Below are 17,960 nucleotides of genomic sequence, written 5' to 3'. Positions count from 1 at the left end.
TCCTCCCAAAATAGAGCTTTATTTGCGAATCCGATTTTAACGATGTTTTTCTAAAAAATCTATCGTGCTTTTGATCATGTCTTTCACGGTATACTCCTTTGGTGAAGCATGGACCGCAAGGCCATATTCATGTAATTTTTTCTCGGTGACAGGCCCGATGCAGCTGATGATGCAGCTAGACATCTGCTCATGCAAACCGTAATCCTTTACTACTTCCATGAAATGATCCACCGTTGATGGACTTGTAAAGGTTAAAATATCAATCTCTCCATCAGCCAGCATTCCACGTACTTTTAATCGGCTTTCCTCAGGCAGATACGTTTCATAGATGATGACCTCGTCAACCTGGGCACCAGCCTCCGTTAAAGCAGAGGCGATATATTCACGGGCAAGATTGCCTTTTGGAATTAGTACCTTTGAACCGCTCTTTAGAATCGGTAAAAACTCCTCCACAAATTCTTCGGCAACATACACCGAAGGAACAAACTCAGCTTGAACCCCTTTGTCCTTCAAAACTTCTTCCGTCTTTTTACCTATGACGGCAACCCTTGGCAAAGCCCCCACACTATCGTCTAAAAAAGTAAAAAAGGTTTCCACCGTAATATTACTCGTAAAAACAATCCAATCATATGTACCAAGAGCCTTCAAACAGTCTTGAAGGCGCTCATTTGATGCTATCGGCCGAAAAGCAATAAGAGGGATTTCAATGGGAATCCCTCCATAGCTTTCAACAAGCTGCGAAAAAGATTTTGCTTGATCTTTTCCTCTTGGAACAAGAACTTTTTTATCAAGGAGTGGCAGGGAGTTTAGCATTGACCTTCGAGCTCACGTTTCACTCGATCAATCAGGTCCTTGGCTCCTTTTTGAGTTAATAAATCCGCAGCTTGAACACCAAGCTCTTCCGGATTTTGTCCGCGAATTTCTTCTTTAAAGATCTCTTGACCTTCAGGAGAACCAACTAAAACATTAAGGACGATTTCATCGTTTTCATCGATACGGGCAAACCCGGCAATCGGCACCTGGCAGCCGCCCTCCATTTTTTGCAGGAAGGCACGCTCAGCGCGAACAGCTCTTTCCGTTTTCTTGCAGGTGAATTTTTCAAACAGCTCATGAAGCTCTTTGTCATCTTCGCGGCATTCGATTGATAATGCTCCTTGGCCTACTGCAGGAATACAAATGTCGGCATCAATAAATTCAGTCACGACGTCGCTTGCCCAGCCGAGGCGGGATAACCCTGCTGCGGCTAAAATGATGGCATCGTATTCTTCACTCTTTAATTTTTCTAATCTTGTATCGACATTTCCGCGGATCCACTTAATCTCTAAATCCGGACGCTGCGCTAACAGCTGGGCACTGCGGCGCAGGCTGCTCGTACCAATAATGGCACCTGGCTTCAAATCCTTTAACTTAACATGGTCTCTAGAAATAAGGGCATCACGGTGGTCCTCACGAAACGGCACGCAGCCAATAGTCAGTCCCTCTGGAAGGACAGCCGGCATGTCTTTCATACTATGCACGGCCATATCAATCTCTTTATCGAGCATGGCTTGCTCAATTTCCTTTACGAACAACCCTTTTCCGCCTACCTTGGAAAGGGTGACATCTAATATTTTATCACCTTTTGTGACGATTTCTTTTACTTCGAATTCGAAGCGGGGATCTAATTTCTTAAGCTGTTCAATCACCCAATTTGTCTGTGTTAAAGCTAACTTGCTGCGTCTAGAGCCTACAATTATTTTTCGCATGACTGCCTCCTATGAGTACCATAAATGAAAAGATGATAATCGACCAAATAAGAAAAAGTTAATTAATACAATTAAAAAAGATGCTGTATTCCAAAGGGCTAATTGTTTCCCTGATAGATTCTTCGCGATCCGCAAATATAAAAAAACGCTATAGGCCGTTAATAATAGAAAAGATCCAATAATTTTCATATCATACCAAGGCATCCCGGGAACCTTTAGAAATGCCCATTGTAAGCCCAATATGAGAGCCAAGAGGAGCATGGGAACACCAATAACCGCTAATATGTAGGATAATCTTTCTAGCTTCTCTAAATCTGCGAGCCGAATAAGCCGTGTTCCCCATTTTTTTCGTTTTAATAGATCGTATTGGATCAGGTATAGCAATGAAAAAACAAACGATAAGGAAAAAGCCCCATATGACAGTATCGCCATTGTAATATGAATTAATAAAAGTTCAGAAACAAGCTGTTTTGCCATAATGTTCGAATGATATTGCATGGGAGCAAAGGTATGAATTGCCATGACAGTAAAGCCCAATATATTTGTAAAAAAAACAATAAAATCGACTCGTAGTAAATGATTTATAACAATTGACAATGTTACTAATACCCAAGAATAAAAGTAGAGTCCCTCAAAGATCGTGAGTACTGGGAATCTACCTGTCTTATTCATATAGAAAAATAGAAACACCGTTTGTAAAACCCATACAAATGCAAGTAACCAGAAAGCAGTTCGGTTTGCCTTCCGGTTATGGTGAATGAAGTCGAAAAAATATAACAACACACAGAAGGCATACAGAACAACGGTAAACTCATGAAGCCTCGTCATAAAGACATCAGACATAACAGGGGGCCCCCTTATGACTGAAAGGAAGCCTGTGCTTCTGTAACCGATATTTTATTGGTTTCGGCTGCTTTCGCATGTTGATCGTGAACAAGCTCTTCAATATTAAATATTTTCATAAATAAGTCCATTGCCTGTTCGGCATTAGGTTTAGCAGCCAATTCTTTTGCTTGTAAAATTGGATCCTTTAACATTTGGTTAATAATACTCTTAGTGTGTTTATTTAACACCTTGATATCACGATCTGATAAATTAGGAAGTTTTCTTTCCAAACTTTCCATGGTTTCAGCCTGGATCGCAAGGGCTTTTTCGCGAAGAGCTGAAATGACAGGAACCACACCAAGCATCCCAAGCCATTGCTTGAAGTCGACGATTTCCTTTTCAATCATGAGCATGATTTTTTCAGCCGCTTTTTTGCGCTCTTGCAGATTAGCCTCAACAATTCCCTCTAAATCATCAATGTCATATAAAAAGACGTTTTCGAGTTCGGCAATGGCTGGATCTAAGTCACGCGGTACGGCAATGTCCACCATAAATAACGGCTTGCCCTTTCGCATTTTTTCTACCTTTGCCATCATGGCTTTGGAAATGACAAAATCCTTTGCACCGGTTGAACTGATTAGAATATCTGCTTCGACCAGCGATTTCTCCAATTCAGAAATTGTTCTTGCCTCGCCGCTGAATCGGCCGGCTAACACTTTTGCTTTATCAAACGTCCGGTTTATGACCGTTACTTTTTTGACGCCGTTGCCGTGCAGGTTTTGTGCCGCTAATTCGCCCATTTTTCCAGCGCCGTAAATCAACACATGCTTATTGGCAAGAGAACCGAAAATTTTCTTCGCCAGTTCAACTGCTGCATAGCTGACAGAAACCGCATTGGCACCAATCTCTGTTTCAGAATGAGCACGTTTGGCAAGAGTAATTGCTTGTTTAAACAAGTGGTTAAACACAGAACCTGTCGTTTCTTCTTCCTGAGCAAGCATAAAGCTTGTACGTACCTGTCCTAGAATTTGTGTTTCACCTAAGACCATTGAATTAAGTCCACAGGTTACATTAAATAAGTGATCGACCGCACCATCGTCTTCATTAATGAAGAGGAACGGTGAAAATTCTGCTTGTTCCATTCCAAACCATTCAGCTAGAAATTCTTTAATATAATAGCGGCCTGTATGTAATTGATCGACGACCGCGTAAATTTCGGTACGATTACAGGTAGACAAGATGATATTTTCAAGGATGCTTTTCTTGGTACTTAATTTTTTTATGGCATCCACAAGATCAGTTTCACTAAAGGTTAACCGCTCACGGATTTCGACAGGGGCAGTTTTATAGTTTAGACCGACAACTAATATATGCATTTGTTAAGAACACCCCCATTAATAACATGAATAACTAGATTGATTATATCACGAGCATTTTTTACATTCGCTCGAAAATGTGAACATTAAATGAAACTATGTGGTAACATAGAAAATTATATGGGCAAAATTACTTCCCTATGTACAGTATCAAAAAAATCGATGATATTCAAGTGAACCTTACTGGAAGTGGTGTATATCTATGAAAAACCAGCGTATTTTCCCTGGAATTATTTTAATTGGTTTTGGAGCCTACTTTTTATTACAGCAAGCGGGGATTACTCTCTTTCAACAATTTTTCACCTGGCCGACGTTACTCATTATTGTAGGAATAGCGTTCCTCGGCCAAGCGTTTAAGGCTAATGACCAGGAAGCCATCCTTCCCGGTGTTATCATGACAGGATTTGGCCTTCACTTTCATCTTGCCGGCCACGTTTCGATTTGGCCAACAAATACAATCGGTATGTTAATTTTAATTATTTCAATCGGATTCTTTCTCCGTTTTCAAAAAACCAACACAGGATTATTTCAAGCATTCCTCTTTCTCATTTTAGCAGTGTTGCTGCTTTTTTATGATAAAATTGCGGGATATCTTGGCTTGTTACAAAACGGTATGAGCTTGGTTTGGAAATTTTGGCCTGCTCTCTTAATCGTTGTTGGTATTTATTTTTTACTAAAAAAGAAAAAATAACCGCCTGGCTTTATGCCTGGCGGTTTTTGTTTACATATAGCTTTGTAATATTGCCCACGCTTTATCCTTTCCTTCCCCGGTTTCCGAGGAGAACAGGACGATTTGGTCATTAGGGTCAAGATCTAACGCCTCACGTGTCACTTTTAGGTGCTTCTGCCACTTTCCTCTTGGGATTTTGTCCGCTTTAGTGGCAATAACAACGCAAGGAATTTCATAATGCTTTAAAAAATCATACATCATGACGTCGTCAGTTGTTGGCGGATGGCGCAGGTCAACGATTAATACACAAGCCCTTAATTGTTCGCGGGTCGTAAAATAGGTTTCAATCATCTTCCCCCAGGCTGCCCGCTCCGTCTTGGACACCTTTGCATACCCATATCCCGGGACATCAACAAAATGAAGAATTTCATTGATGAGGAAAAAGTTTAATGTCTGAGTCTTCCCAGGCTTGGAGGAAATCCTCGCCAAGCCCTTTCGATTCAACATTTTATTGATAAAAGAAGATTTGCCGACATTCGAACGGCCGGCCAGTGCAAATTCCGGCAAATCCGTTTCCGGATACTGCTCGGGTTTAACTGCACTAATGACTATATCTGAACTTACTACTTTCATTCTGCTCCGCCTTCCAATAGAGCATGCTTCAATACTTCATCTACATGTGTTACTGGAACAAACTCTAATTCATTTCGCACACTTTCGGGAATGTCATCGATATCTTTTTCATTATCCTTCGGAAGGATGACCTTTGTCAGGCCAGCTCGATGAGCACTAAGTGTTTTTTCTTTTAAGCCGCCAATCGGAAGTACTCTGCCGCGTAAGGTAATTTCACCGGTCATGCCGACTTCTCGGCGGATCGGTCTCCCTGTTAACGCCGATACTAGTGCGGTTGCCATCGTAATTCCTGCAGATGGTCCATCCTTTGGCACAGCTCCTTCCGGTACGTGAATATGAATATCATATTTTTCATGAAAATTCTCATCAATACCCAGTTCCTTCGCTTTAGAGCGAATATAACTAAAGGCCGCCTGTGCTGATTCCTTCATGACATCGCCAAGTTTACCCGTGAGAACTAGCTTTCCTTTACCCGGTGCTAAAGAAACTTCTATCTGTAAAGTATCGCCGCCCACGGTAGTGTATGCTAAGCCTGTTGCCACTCCAACCTGGTCTTCTGTTTCCGCCTGGCCGTACCGGAATCGTGGCTTTCCTAAAAACTCTTCTACATTTTTATCTGTAATAACAACGCGCTTCTTTTCACCAGAAACTATGATTTTAGCCGTTTTTCGGCAAAGGGTCGCCATTTGGCGCTCCAGGCTTCTGACACCTGCTTCGCGTGTATAATAGCGAACCACTTTTAAAATGGCATCATCACGAACCTGTAAAGTGCTTTTTGAAAGGCCATTTTCCTTAATTTGCTTAGGCAGCAAATGATCCCTGGTAATATGGACCTTTTCAATTTCAGTGTAGCCGGCAATTGTGATAATTTCCATTCGGTCTAATAATGGTCCCGGGATGGTTGACAGGTTGTTTGCCGTTGCGATGAACATGACCTTCGATAAATCGTACGTTTCTTCTATATAATGGTCGCTGAAATTATGGTTTTGCTCCGGGTCAAGGACCTCCAACAGTGCTGCAGATGGGTCGCCGCGGAAATCACTCGACATTTTATCGATTTCATCTAATAAAAAGACTGGGTTTATCGTGCCCGCTTTCTTCATCCCTTGAATAATCCGGCCTGGCATCGCCCCGACATACGTCCTGCGATGACCGCGAATTTCGGATTCATCACGTACGCCGCCAAGCGATACGCGGACGAAATTACGATTGAGCGATGTGGCGATTGAACGGGCCAAGCTTGTTTTCCCAACCCCTGGAGGTCCGGCAAGACATAGAATTGGTCCTTTTAAGGAGTTAGTCAGCTTTTGAACTGCTAAATATTCCAGCACACGTTCCTTCACTTTTTCAAGGCCGTAATGGTCCTGATTAAGGATTTTTTCGGCACGAAGGATATCAATGTCATCCTCTGTCTTTTTTGACCATGGAATGGAAATCAGCCATTCAATATAATTGCGGATGACTGCACTTTCTGCTGAGCTTGTAGGCACCTTTTCATAGCGGTCTAATTCCTTAAGCGCTGCTTGATGGACATGTTCAGGCATTCCTGCTTGCTCGATTTTTTTGGTAAGCTCGGCAATTTCACCTGTTTTGCCTTCCTTATCGCCTAATTCTTTTTGGATCGCCTTCATCTGTTCACGCAAATAATATTCCTTTTGCGTTCTTTCCATGGAACGTTTGACACGCTGGCCAATCTTCTTTTCGAGATTTAGCACTTCTTTTTCATTATGAATCGTGTCAATGACCATGTTCATTCTCTGTTTAACGTCAATCGTTTCAAGAATTTCCTGTTTTTCCTTCAGCTTGATCGGCAAATGGGAAGCGATGATATCAGCCATTCTCCCAGGTTCTTCAATATCTGCGACAGACGCATAGGTTTCAGCAGAGATTTTTTTGGATAATTTTATGTATTGCTCGAAATAATCAAGCATCGTCCGCATCAAGGCTTGGTCTTCCACATCTTTCGTTTCTGGGTCATCGAAGGTGGTGATGGTAACAGAAAAGTAATCTTCTTCATCATAAAAAGTAACAATTTCCGCTCTGCTTAGTCCTTCCACCAATACACGGATTGTTCCATTTGGCAATTTAAGCATTTGTTTAACTTTTGTTAAGGTTCCAACCTTGTATAAATCCTCTTCAGAAGGCTCATCGATCGAGACATCCCTTTGAGTGGTTAAAAAAATTAAATGGTCATCTACCATTGCTTTTTCAAGGGCCTGCACTGATCTTTCACGGCCGACATCTAAATGAAGCACCATGGTCGGATAAACTAGCAATCCCCGAAGCGGCAGGAGGGGGACGAGCAATTCATTATTTTTCGCCATAATACAGCACCTCCACATGCATAATCCTTTTTTACTACTGCAAATGCAGAATAGTCTTTGTTGTACAATTCTATCTTATTTGGTTTTACGTGTCTATTTTTAGGGTTAGGCTGGGTATCTCTTTAGCAATATAATTATTTTCCCCAACATTCTCACAAAAAAACTCCGGTTTGCTTTTTAGGTCAAACCGAAGTTTTTAGTTAAATCGACTCTTTTTTAGATAGTTCAATGGAAGCGGGGATAGCGATATTTTTCCGATAATCATTTTTCAAGGCAATTTCAAATACCTCATGTAAATGATTAACTGGAACGATTTGAATTCCATCGATTTCATTTAGAATCGTTTGCATATTTTCTTCCGGTATAATAACCGTTTTCGCACCGGCTTTCTTGGCTGCCTTCACCTTTGGATATACGCCGCCAATCGGTTTTACATTTCCATGAATACTAATTTCGCCTGTCATCGCTACGGTGTTGTCGATAGGAATCTTATAAATCGCCGAATAAATCCCTGTCGCCATGGCGATTCCTGCTGATGGTCCGTCAATCGGAACACCGCCTGGGAAATTCACATGGATATCGTAGTCATTTGCCGGGACACCCATGGAGCGGAGAACGGTAATAACATTTTCAATCGAGCCCCGCGCCATACTTTTGCGGCGTATCGATTTACCCTGTCCGCCAATGCTTTCTTCCTCGACGATTCCTGTAATATTAATGGTTCCTTTTTCTTTTGCCGGAATGACGGTCACTTCAATTTCGAGAAGCGCACCGGAATTCGGTCCATATACAGCTAGTCCATTGACAAGACCAACATGGGAAATATCATTGATTTTTCGTTCCATTCTCGGAGTCATTTGACTGGAATGAATCACCCATTCGATATCTTCATCTTTAATAAAATTGCGGTCTTCCGTAATCGCAAGTCCCGCTGCGATTTGAATCATATTGACCGTTTCACGGCCATTACGGGCATATGTAGAAAGTGTATTCACACCCGTATCGTTTATTTCCATATTCACCTTATCTGCTGCTTTTTTGGCTACTGTCACAATTTCTTCCTGGTTTAAGTCACGGAAGAATACCTCCATACAGCGGGAACGAATCGCCGGGGGAATTTCACTTGGTGTTCTCGTCGTTGCCCCGATGAGGCGGAAATCGGCAGGAAGGCCATTTTTAAAAATATCATGGATATGGGTTGGAATTTGGTTATTTTCCTCATGATAATAGGCACTCTCAAGGAAAACCTTACGATCCTCTAATACTTTTAACAGCTTGTTCATCTGAATTGGATGAAGTTCACCAATTTCATCAATAAAGAGGACCCCGCCATGAGCGTTCGTTACAGCCCCTTGTTTAGGCTGCGGTATCCCAGCCTGTCCCATTGCACCAGCCCCTTGATAAATCGGGTCGTGGACAGATCCAATTAACGGGTCAGCAATCCCCCGCTCATCAAATCGCGCTGTTGTAGCATCCAGTTCAATAAAAACGGATTCTTTTTTAAAAGGTGATTTTGTGTTTTTCTTAGCCTCCTCCAATACGAGGCGTGCGGCGGCTGTTTTTCCGACTCCAGGTGGTCCATAAATAATGACATGCTGCGGATTCGGTCCACATAACGCTGCTTTCAAAGATTTTATTCCATCCTCTTGGCCGACAATATCTTCGAAGCTTGTAGGACGTACCTTTTCAGATAATGGTTCTGTTAATGATATCGATCTCATTTTTCTAAGCTGTTCCATTTCTTTCCGGGATTCCCGATCGATGGAGACCTTTTGAGTCCGCTGATTTCTTAGCAGATTCCAAAAGTATAACCCGATTATGATTCCAAAAAACAGCTGTATAAATAAAGCAATCCCCGTCCAACTCATTTTTTTCCCTCCAGCACTTTGTACTTCTATAGATATTAATAAGTATCTCCTGCCGAGAGGTGGAATAAACCACAAAATGCAAGAAACTGATATGCTGGGAATTTGTGTTGGGATGGGTTTGTCTATTTTTTGGGGTGTATTGTCTATTTTCGGGGGTGTTTTGTCTATTTTAACAATTTTTGTAAAAAAAAAAAAAAGAACCTGGCAAATGCCAGGCCCTACTATATTATGCTGATTTTTCTTCAACAACTACTGTCCCGTCTTCTAAAACAAGCTTCGGAACGCTGTTGTTGATGACTGTTTCTTTCGTAATGATACACTTTGTAATATCATCGCGGGAAGGAAGGTCAAACATGACATCAAGCATGATTCCTTCAATGATTGAACGTAATCCACGGGCACCCGTTTTGCGTTCAATCGCTTTCTTCGCGATTTCCGTTAATGCGCCTTCTTCAAATTCAAGTTCAACATCATCAATTTCCAGCATTTTTTGATATTGTTTTACTAGCGCATTTTTTGGCTTTGTTAAAATTTCAATTAATGCCGCTTCGTCCAACTGTTCTAGGCTGGCGATAACTGGAAGACGGCCAATAAATTCAGGGATTAAGCCGAATCGCAGCAAGTCTTCAGGCAGTACCTTTGAAAGCAGCTCTTTGGAAGTAATCTCTGCTTGCTTTGGATCAGCACCAAAACCAATTACTTTTTGTCCTAAACGGCGCTTAATAATCGGTTCAATTCCATCAAACGCTCCACCGCAGATAAATAGAATATTGGTGGTGTCAATTTGGATGAATTCTTGATGCGGGTGTTTTCTTCCGCCTTGAGGAGGAACACTTGCCACCGTACCTTCAAGAATTTTTAATAATGCCTGCTGTACACCTTCACCGGAAACATCGCGTGTAATCGATGGATTTTCGGATTTGCGGGCAATTTTATCAATTTCATCGATATAGATAATGCCTTTTTCCGCTTTTTCTACATCATAATCGGCAGCTTGAATTAATTTTAATAAAATATTTTCAACATCTTCACCGACATAGCCTGCCTCTGTAAGAGAAGTAGCATCCGCGATCGCAAATGGCACATTCAAGATACGAGCCAATGTTTGTGCCAATAGAGTTTTCCCGCTTCCTGTTGGCCCGATCATAGCAATATTACTCTTAGAAAGCTCGACGTCATCAATTTTGCTGTTGGAATTGATGCGCTTATAGTGGTTGTAAACAGCAACAGACAAGGATTTCTTTGCTTGATCCTGGCCGATGACATATTCATCAAGGATTTCACAAATTTCCTTCGGTTTTGGAACATCTTTAAATTCTACTTCTTCTTCAGTTCCAAGCTCTTCTTCCACAATTTCTGTGCAAAGCTCGATGCACTCGTCACATATATAAACTCCCGGCCCTGCCACTAGTTTACGGACTTGATCCTGCGTTTTTCCACAGAATGAACATTTTAATTGTCCTTTTTCATCATTAAATTTAAACAACTCTTTCACCCCTTGAAACGTGTTATTTCCTTCTTTGAAGCTGGTGGATCATCCAAACAAAAGCCGAGTTCAAACTATTTCTAAAATGGTATGTATTCTGCATTGTATCATATTTGGCCAATGGACTGGAACTAAAATGCTTTATGTTTTGATTTGTTTGGAGAAGCACCTTTTGAAACTTATGTACTCATTAATCTTTGCCATATTTTTTAAAATTAAATCTAAAACCTCTTTGGAAATTATTAATTCGATATGTAGTATTGATTTTCCTGCCCATTGTTAAAAAGGTTTCCCTGACATAATTATAATATGTAATTGAAAAAATGTATAAAACAAGGCACGATCAAAATCGTGCCTTGCGATTACTTATAAAAATTACTTTTTGTTTTCAACAAGAAAGTCGATCGCTTTTTTGAACTTAAGTTCACCTTTGATGCCTTCTACGCCGCCAAGTGCTTGTTTAATAGCATCAATTGACATGTTGTACATACCAGCCATTTTATCAAGCTCAGCGTTTACATCTTCGTCAGTCGCTTCAAGGTTTTCCGCTTTTGCAATTGCTTCAAGTGTTAAGTTCACTTTAACGCGAGTTGCTGCTTCTTCCTTCATTTGTTCACGAAGTGCATTTTCGTCTTGACCAGAGAATTGGAAGTAAAGCTCAAGGTTCATACCTTGCATTTGAAGGCGTTGTTCGAACTCTTGAAGCATGCGGTTTACTTCATTAGAAACCATTACTTCAGGAACTTCTACTTGTGCGTTTTCAGCAGCTTTTTCCACTAAAGTGTCACGAAGATTGTGTTCTGCTTCATGCTTTTTGCTGTCTTCTAAACGAGTTTTGATTTTTTCTTTTAATGCATCTAATGTTTCCACTTCATCGTCAACATCTTTTGCAAACTCGTCATCTAATACAGGAAGTTCTTTACCTTTGATTTCGTGTACAGTTACTTTGAAAGTAGCTGGTTTGCCAGCAAGCTCAGCTGCATGGTATTCTTCAGGGAATGTTACTTCTACATCTTTAGATTCTCCAGCTTTAACACCAACTAATTGTTCTTCGAAGCCAGGAATGAAAGATCCTGTTCCAAGTTCTAAAGAATGGTTTTCAGCTTTGCCGCCTTCGAATGCTTCGCCATCAACGAATCCTTCAAAGTCGATAACAACTGTATCACCGTTTTCAGCAGCAGTGTCTTCTTTCACAACAAGCTCAGCGTGACGGTTTTGAAGTGTTTCTAATTCTTTTTGAACGTCTTCGTCAGTAACGTTTGTTTCTAACTCTTCTACTTCTAAGCCTTTGTATTCGCCTAAAGTTACTTCAGGCTTAACTTGTACTGTTGCTTTGAAAATAAGTTCTTTGCCTTTTTCCATTTGTTCGATGTCGATATCAGGACGGTCAATTGGCTCGATTCCTGTTTCGTCGATTGCATTACCGTATGCTTCTGGAAGAAGAATATCTAATGCGTCTTGGTAAAGTGACTCTACACCGAAACGCTTTTCAAACATAGCGCGAGGCATTTTTCCTTTACGGAAGCCTGGAACGTTTACTTGCTTAACAACTTTTTGGAATGCTTCGTCTAAACCTTTGCTTACTTGTTCAGCACTTACTTCAACTGTAAGGACGCCGCGGTTTCCTTCTAATTTTTCCCATTTTACTGTCATACCTATTTTCCCTCCAACATCTATTCTCATTTCATTCGTAACGAATTAAGAATCGAAATATGTCTTGTCCAATAAGTCATATTTCCACTTTTTTTAATGTAAAATATAATTTTTTACACAATGCAACCCCTACATTATAACACAGGATTGCTGTGTTTCAACACTGTAGGTTATATATTAGGATAAGAAATTTTCTCAATTAACTCAATTTGGTCTCTCGCTTGCTCTATTTCTTGCGGTGTTACCCCATATTCCTCTGTTACTTTTGTTATTCTTGGATCAAATCCCATGTATTCTTGTGCCAACGTGTAGAAGGCAGCAGCCCAAGAAGCAGGATTCGCTGGCAGTAATTCAAAGGGATAGCTAATAAAAAATATCCGTTCGATCATGCCGCTGATATTTTCAAAGAGTATTGGGTCACTGCTTTCAAGTTGATTTTCTAGTAGAGCTTTAATTTGGAGCATTCTGGGCTGTTGTCTAACATCCGGCAATTGCGTGGGGATAACTGTGTTTTCTTGTGAGAATTTTGTTATTTTTAATTCCCTATCGATTTCTTGCTCTTTGAGAAGCGTTAACAGAATCGTTTTAAGAAATGGATGCCCTTCTTCTGTAATGAGGTATTCTTCAATCTCAGGAACATAGGGGCGGATATTTTTTTCTGCCAGGTTCGAAATTAGCAGCATTTGTTCATTTAGATTGTTTGATGATAAAAGATTCAACTGATGTGGATGATTTTCCTCAATCTCCGGTTCATCTATGTCCAGCTTTCGATTCTCCGCCATTCTCTGGCTGAATTGGAGGATGGTTAAAAAATGGTCATGTTTGTCTAGTGGAATCTCTTTTTCTTCTAACAAGGCTTCAATGGTAGAGACGATTTCTTGGTATTCATGGAGCTGGATAAGGATTGTTAAGTAAAGGTCTACCATTTGAAAATAGTCGCCAATGCCTTTTAGGAGCATTTCGTTCGCGAGCTTTCTTGCTTTTTTAAAAGATCCAGCCTCGAAATAGGCAAGAACCAGGCCGATTAGGATGTCGTCATTTTCCGGATCTAGTTCTTTTGCTTCTTCTAAAAGGGTAATAGCTTCTTGAAATTTTTTATTATGCAGGCTCTCTAAGCCTTTATCTGTTAATCTTTTTTCGATTCCGGGAAAGAAAATGACATTATCGATTCGTTTCGCCTTTTCCCGTTTTTTCATAAAAATCCGTCCTTTTGCGTGTCATGGAAAATATTGTAGCATAAATGAGGCACAAAAAAAACTCACCGGTATGGGTGAGCCTGCTAATCGAGTTGAGGAATCTCACGGTAGTCTTTTGCAAATTTCACATTTTGCATTTGATTATTTTTTGGTGTTTCTACTCTTAGACTAAATGAATTTTTGAAGGTCTTTGGATCGAAGTAATAACATTCATCCGTTTGAGGACAGTAAATACCATAAATATCAATTTGATTTTTATCCACCTTTTTATTCACTATACCATTACTTGTGCTATAAGAAGACCGAAATCTAACTTCCAATATGCCTTTTTTATTTAATTCACGATATTTTACTTGAACCCTTTTAAAAGTTTGATTTTTATAAATTACTAAATCAAATGGCGCGTGCTCAGTTTGCGGGAGTAGAATCATATATCCTTTTTCGAAAAGATCAACTTGTGCCTTTAAAACACCTAAATCACCTTTATCTTTTGTGTGGTGGTTCATTTAAACACATCCCTTTATGATCCATTTTTTATCCCTATACACGAAAAAAAACTCACTATTAAAAGTGAGTTAAGTTCTGGTATGTAGTATGGCGTCCCAGGAGAGATTCGAACTCCCGACCGACGGCTTAGCTTACCACTATGACTTTCGCCACCAACTAACGTTGTTTGTAGTCTGGACTATATCTTCACCATTTCAGGTGCGACACGTGTAGTCTCTACGGAACCTCACGATAATCTTAAAAGATTATTTTTTGAGACCCTTACCTCTAACTTATGTTAGTCATTCAGGTTCTCTTTTCCTATGTAAAGGCGTAAGTTTCCTCGGTATTACCATCAGCATTATCTGTTAAGGCTTCACCGATATAGTGTCGTCCACTTTATAGGTTTTTGTTTCCCTATAAAGGCTCCTAATTTACTTGAAGGCCGTTGCTCTATCCTGCTGAGCTACTGGGACGTATTTAATTATCAAGGACAATATTTATTATATTATCCTAATATCTAAAAGTCAACGGGTTTTTAAATAATTTTTTATTAATAAATTATAAGGGGGATTTTCCCCCTTATTTTCCTACAACAAATTCTCTTGCCAAATCTAAGATCTCCCGTCCATTGATTTCAAACACGGACATTTTTACTTTATCATCCAATAAATCCAAAATAACATATGTTTTTTCCAATCGCTCACGAGGAAGACGGATGCTGCCTGGATTTAAGAACAGCGTTCCGCCAATCTCTTCCGCCCCTAGGACATGCGAGTGTCCAAAGCAGACGATATCGGCATTAACCTCTTGTGCTTTATACTTTAAATTCATCAAAGATGTTTTCACAGAATATCGATGTCCATGGGTAATGAAGAATTTTCTGCCGGCAATTTCGGTGGTCGTATCTAACGGGTACCCTCCGCCGAAATCACAGTTTCCCATTACGGTCAAATAGCCTGAAATGGATTTGTCATCTGGCATCAATTGTGAATCGCCGCAATGAATCATCAAATCGACATCATTCAAATGTCTTACCCGCAAAATCTCGAGTTCCTTTGTCAATCCATGACTATCGCTAACGACTAAAACCCTGCTCATGCCTCATTAGCCTTTTCTAAAATACTATCCAGCACATCATCCAGCTTCTTAAGTGCATTTGCCCTATGGCTGATTTTATTTTTTTCATCAGAAGTAAGCTCAGCCATAGCACGGCTTTTATCAGGGACATAAAAAACAGGATCATAGCCAAAACCATTAGTACCACGTTGCTCTTCTAAAATACGCCCTTCACAGGTGCCAGACACCGTGAAGGTTTCTTGCCCTGGAACTGCCACTGCTAATGCACAATAGAAACGGGCAGTTCGCTCATCCTCAGGAACGCCTTTTAATTCAGATAGAACTTTTTCTGTATTTTTTTGATCGTTCTTTGGCTCTCCTGCATAACGTGCTGAAAAGATTCCTGGTCTGCCTTCTAAGACATCCACGATGAGGCCGGAATCGTCACCAATTACCATTTTATTTAAAGCCTGTGAAACAGCCTCCGCCTTCAAAATGGCATTTTCTTCGAAGGTTGAGCCTGTTTCTTCTACTTCAGGGATTTCTGGAAAATCTAGCAGGGTTTTGACCGAAAATCCTCTAGGAGCAAATATATGCTCAAATTCTCTTGCTTTGCCAGGGTTTTTAGTAGCAATAATAACTTCTTTCATCATAATCTCCTCTTTACTAGGCTTATTTGAAATCAAATATTAGCTATTTCTTTCGCCGGCCTTCTATTTTTTTTGTAATCTCTTCGCCAAGGGCTGTTTTTTGATGTTCAAACAGCTCCATCAGCCCTTCCTGTGCAGCATGGAGTAAGCCTTGCAGCTGTTCATAAGAAAAAGTAGATTCCTCGCCAGTCCCTTGTAATTCGACGAACTCTCCGCTGCCTGTCATTACAACATTCATATCGACGTGGGCCTTGGAATCTTCAGCATAATTCAAGTCTAGGACCGTTTCACCTTTTTGTAGAATTCCAACACTGGTAGCCGCTAGATAATCGATAATAGGAAACTTTGACAAAGATTTTTTCTCCGATAGACGATTGATTGCGATAGTCATCGCGACAAAAGCCCCTGTAATCGAAGCCGTTCTGGTGCCGCCATCTGCTTGAATGACGTCGCAATCAATCCAGACAGTTTTCTCGCCAAGGGCATTAAGGTCTACTACTGCACGGAGTGCTCTGCCAATTAAACGCTGTATCTCCATTGTCCGGCCGGAGACCTTTCCTTTTGAGGATTCCCTTATATTTCTCGTTTCTGTTGCCCGTGGAAGCATCGAATATTCGGCCGTAATCCAACCCTTGCCTTCGCCTCTCATAAACGGCGGGACTCGATCATCGATGCTCGCCGTACAAATTACCTTCGTATTCCCTACGGAAATGAGGACAGATCCTTCGGGATGCATTAAATAGTTTGTTTCAATATGTATTGGCCTAAGCTGTAATGGCTCCCTGCCATCAACACGCATAACATACGCCCCCTTCATTTACTGCAATGCCAAATAAAGAAGAGGCGGCCTTTAAAAGCCAACCTCTTTCATGGTCACTATATAGTATAACAAAAATTATTTTTTAGAAACTACCTGTATTGACTTTTTCTGGACGAGTTACCGGTTCAGTTAATTTTTTGCCTTTATCATTTTTCAGCTCTGCCTTGCCTTTAACTTGAATAGCCACTTTTTTAATGTCCTTTTGCTCCGTTAAGGAAAGTACCAGAGCATTTAATAATGATTGAGAGATTTCTTTTTCTTCAAAGCTGCCATAAATATTTTCATCAAAGTTTAAAGTCACCTGACCATTGGCAATCTTTGGCGCTTCTAAAAGCTTTACATCAGACATAAACTCAGAGACTAAGTTTGAATTTTCACTTGGCCCTTGAATCAATTCGTTCACTACCGCAGTAATGTTATCCTTTTCGCTGGCAGGGACACGACGGGTTACCGGTACATAGTAATAGGAGCCCTCTTCCTCTCCACCTATGTAATAGACGGTTACAGGCTTCGTATTCGTAATATCCATTACATCCGTTGTATCAATGTTAATACCCGATGCTCTTGAAAGATGCTCGCTGATTGGGGTTCCTTTCACAGGCATTTTCGTCAATGGAGATCCATTCATTTTAAGAGCAACTGACTTAATATTATCAAATTGTGTTAGTGTCCATGTGATCGATTGAAGAATCCTCTTTTCATCTTCTGCTTTGTAATCCTTGAATTCTTTTGAAAAATTAACGGTCGCTACTCCGTCTTTATCAATATTAACTGATATGTCCGTGTCCTCAGGCAGGACGGCACGGAAGTCATTTGGGAGCAGGTCTGTTACCTTACCATTCACCACTAAATATTCAAGGGCCTGCTTGGCTACTGAAGCTGTCTTCGGAAGAGCAATGGTTTGTGGAACGACATAGCCGTTTTTATCAATTAAGTATAGTTCTGTTGGAACAGTGTTTTCAGCGTTGGCCTTCTTCGCAGCTGCTGTTTCTTTATTTTCTTTTTTATCGACTACCTGTGTTGTTTTTGGCGGATCGATTTTCTTTTGTATTTCACCGCCAAACAAGCCGCAGCCAGATAGCAGCATTGATGAAGTCAGCACCGTTAAACCAAGGATTTTTGCTTTATTTTTATACAAATTAATTCCCCCCTAAGACAGTTTGTACTAA

At 40.5% G+C, this 17,960-nt stretch carries 16 protein-coding genes; 1 reads left to right on the top strand and 15 read right to left on the bottom strand.

All coding sequences use genetic code 11. The features are described from left to right. Positions 1-36 precede the first annotated feature (36 nt). From PH210_RS20115 to hemA, 4 genes are read right to left on the bottom strand one after another with little or no spacing between them, the layout of a single operon-like run. Positions 37-813 (bottom strand): uroporphyrinogen-III synthase, encoded by a 777-nt coding sequence (locus PH210_RS20115; protein WP_289987964.1) that lies wholly within the window; start codon positions 811-813, stop codon positions 37-39. Beyond that, positions 807-1,745, bottom strand: coding sequence for a hydroxymethylbilane synthase (gene hemC / locus PH210_RS20110; protein ID WP_289987963.1), 939 nt, complete (start codon positions 1,743-1,745; stop codon positions 807-809). The genes PH210_RS20115 and hemC overlap by 7 nt, the downstream gene beginning before the upstream one ends. A gap of 9 nt (positions 1,746-1,754) precedes the next feature. Further along, entirely contained in the window at positions 1,755-2,588 is an 834-nt protein-coding gene (locus PH210_RS20105) for a cytochrome C assembly family protein (RefSeq protein ID WP_289987962.1), read from the bottom strand. Positions 2,589-2,602: 14 nt separating this feature from the next. Beyond that, positions 2,603-3,946, bottom strand: a complete 1,344-nt coding sequence (gene hemA, locus PH210_RS20100; protein ID WP_289987961.1) for a glutamyl-tRNA reductase — start codon at positions 3,944-3,946, stop codon at positions 2,603-2,605. Positions 3,947-4,148: 202 nt separating this feature from the next. Between hemA and PH210_RS20095 the strand changes: the two genes are divergently transcribed. Continuing rightward, positions 4,149-4,637 (top strand): LiaF transmembrane domain-containing protein, encoded by a 489-nt coding sequence (locus PH210_RS20095; RefSeq protein WP_289987960.1) that lies wholly within the window; start codon positions 4,149-4,151, stop codon positions 4,635-4,637. 30 nt (positions 4,638-4,667) lie between these two features. Here PH210_RS20095 and yihA read toward each other — a convergent pair whose 3' ends face one another. The 11 genes from yihA to PH210_RS20040 all read right to left on the bottom strand — a co-directional run bounded on the left by yihA (position 4,668) and on the right by PH210_RS20040 (position 17,929). Next, entirely contained in the window at positions 4,668-5,249 is a 582-nt protein-coding gene (gene yihA, locus PH210_RS20090; RefSeq protein WP_289987959.1) for a ribosome biogenesis GTP-binding protein YihA/YsxC, read from the bottom strand. After that, on the bottom strand, positions 5,246-7,573 hold the full coding sequence (lon, locus tag PH210_RS20085; RefSeq protein ID WP_289987958.1) for an endopeptidase La: 2,328 nt from the start codon (positions 7,571-7,573) through the stop codon (positions 5,246-5,248). The genes yihA and lon overlap by 4 nt, the downstream gene beginning before the upstream one ends. 200 nt (positions 7,574-7,773) lie before the next feature. Next, positions 7,774-9,441: an ATP-dependent protease LonB gene (gene lonB, locus PH210_RS20080; protein WP_289987957.1), complete on the bottom strand. Its 1,668-nt coding sequence runs from the start codon at positions 9,439-9,441 to the stop codon at positions 7,774-7,776. Positions 9,442-9,667: 226 nt separating this feature from the next. Next, a complete protein-coding gene (gene clpX / locus PH210_RS20075; protein WP_223591105.1) occupies positions 9,668-10,927 on the bottom strand; it encodes an ATP-dependent protease ATP-binding subunit ClpX in 1,260 nt (419 codons plus the stop codon). 375 nt (positions 10,928-11,302) lie between these two features. Then, complete coding sequence (gene tig, locus PH210_RS20070; RefSeq protein WP_289987956.1) at positions 11,303-12,580, bottom strand: trigger factor; 1,278 nt, start codon at positions 12,578-12,580, stop codon at positions 11,303-11,305. A gap of 170 nt (positions 12,581-12,750) precedes the next feature. Next, the gene (locus PH210_RS20065; RefSeq protein WP_289987955.1) at positions 12,751-13,776 is read right to left on the bottom strand and encodes a tetratricopeptide repeat protein; all 1,026 of its coding nucleotides are present in this window, start codon (positions 13,774-13,776) and stop codon (positions 12,751-12,753) included. An 83-nt stretch (positions 13,777-13,859) separates the two neighbouring features. Beyond that, positions 13,860-14,282 (bottom strand): group I intron-associated PD-(D/E)XK endonuclease, encoded by a 423-nt coding sequence (locus tag PH210_RS20060; RefSeq protein ID WP_289987954.1) that lies wholly within the window; start codon positions 14,280-14,282, stop codon positions 13,860-13,862. Positions 14,283-14,844: 562 nt separating this feature from the next. After that, the gene (locus PH210_RS20055) at positions 14,845-15,363 is read right to left on the bottom strand and encodes a metallophosphoesterase family protein (RefSeq protein WP_289987953.1); all 519 of its coding nucleotides are present in this window, start codon (positions 15,361-15,363) and stop codon (positions 14,845-14,847) included. Continuing rightward, on the bottom strand, positions 15,360-15,971 hold the full coding sequence (locus PH210_RS20050; RefSeq protein WP_289987952.1) for an XTP/dITP diphosphatase: 612 nt from the start codon (positions 15,969-15,971) through the stop codon (positions 15,360-15,362). Before PH210_RS20050 ends, PH210_RS20055 begins: the two co-directional genes overlap by 4 nt. Before the next feature lie 43 nt (positions 15,972-16,014). After that, on the bottom strand, positions 16,015-16,770 hold the full coding sequence (rph, locus tag PH210_RS20045; RefSeq protein ID WP_289987951.1) for a ribonuclease PH: 756 nt from the start codon (positions 16,768-16,770) through the stop codon (positions 16,015-16,017). A 103-nt stretch (positions 16,771-16,873) separates the two neighbouring features. Next, a complete protein-coding gene (locus PH210_RS20040; protein WP_483312129.1) occupies positions 16,874-17,929 on the bottom strand; it encodes a GerMN domain-containing protein in 1,056 nt (351 codons plus the stop codon). Between the last annotated feature and the right edge of the window lie 31 nt (positions 17,930-17,960).

The organism is Paenibacillus sp. BSR1-1, assembly GCF_030403775.1.
In the GTDB taxonomy this organism is placed as follows: domain Bacteria; phylum Bacillota; class Bacilli; order Bacillales; family Cytobacillaceae; genus Neobacillus.
The sequence above is the reverse complement of the archived record's forward strand: the minus strand, read 5'-3'. Positions and strand labels throughout refer to the sequence as shown.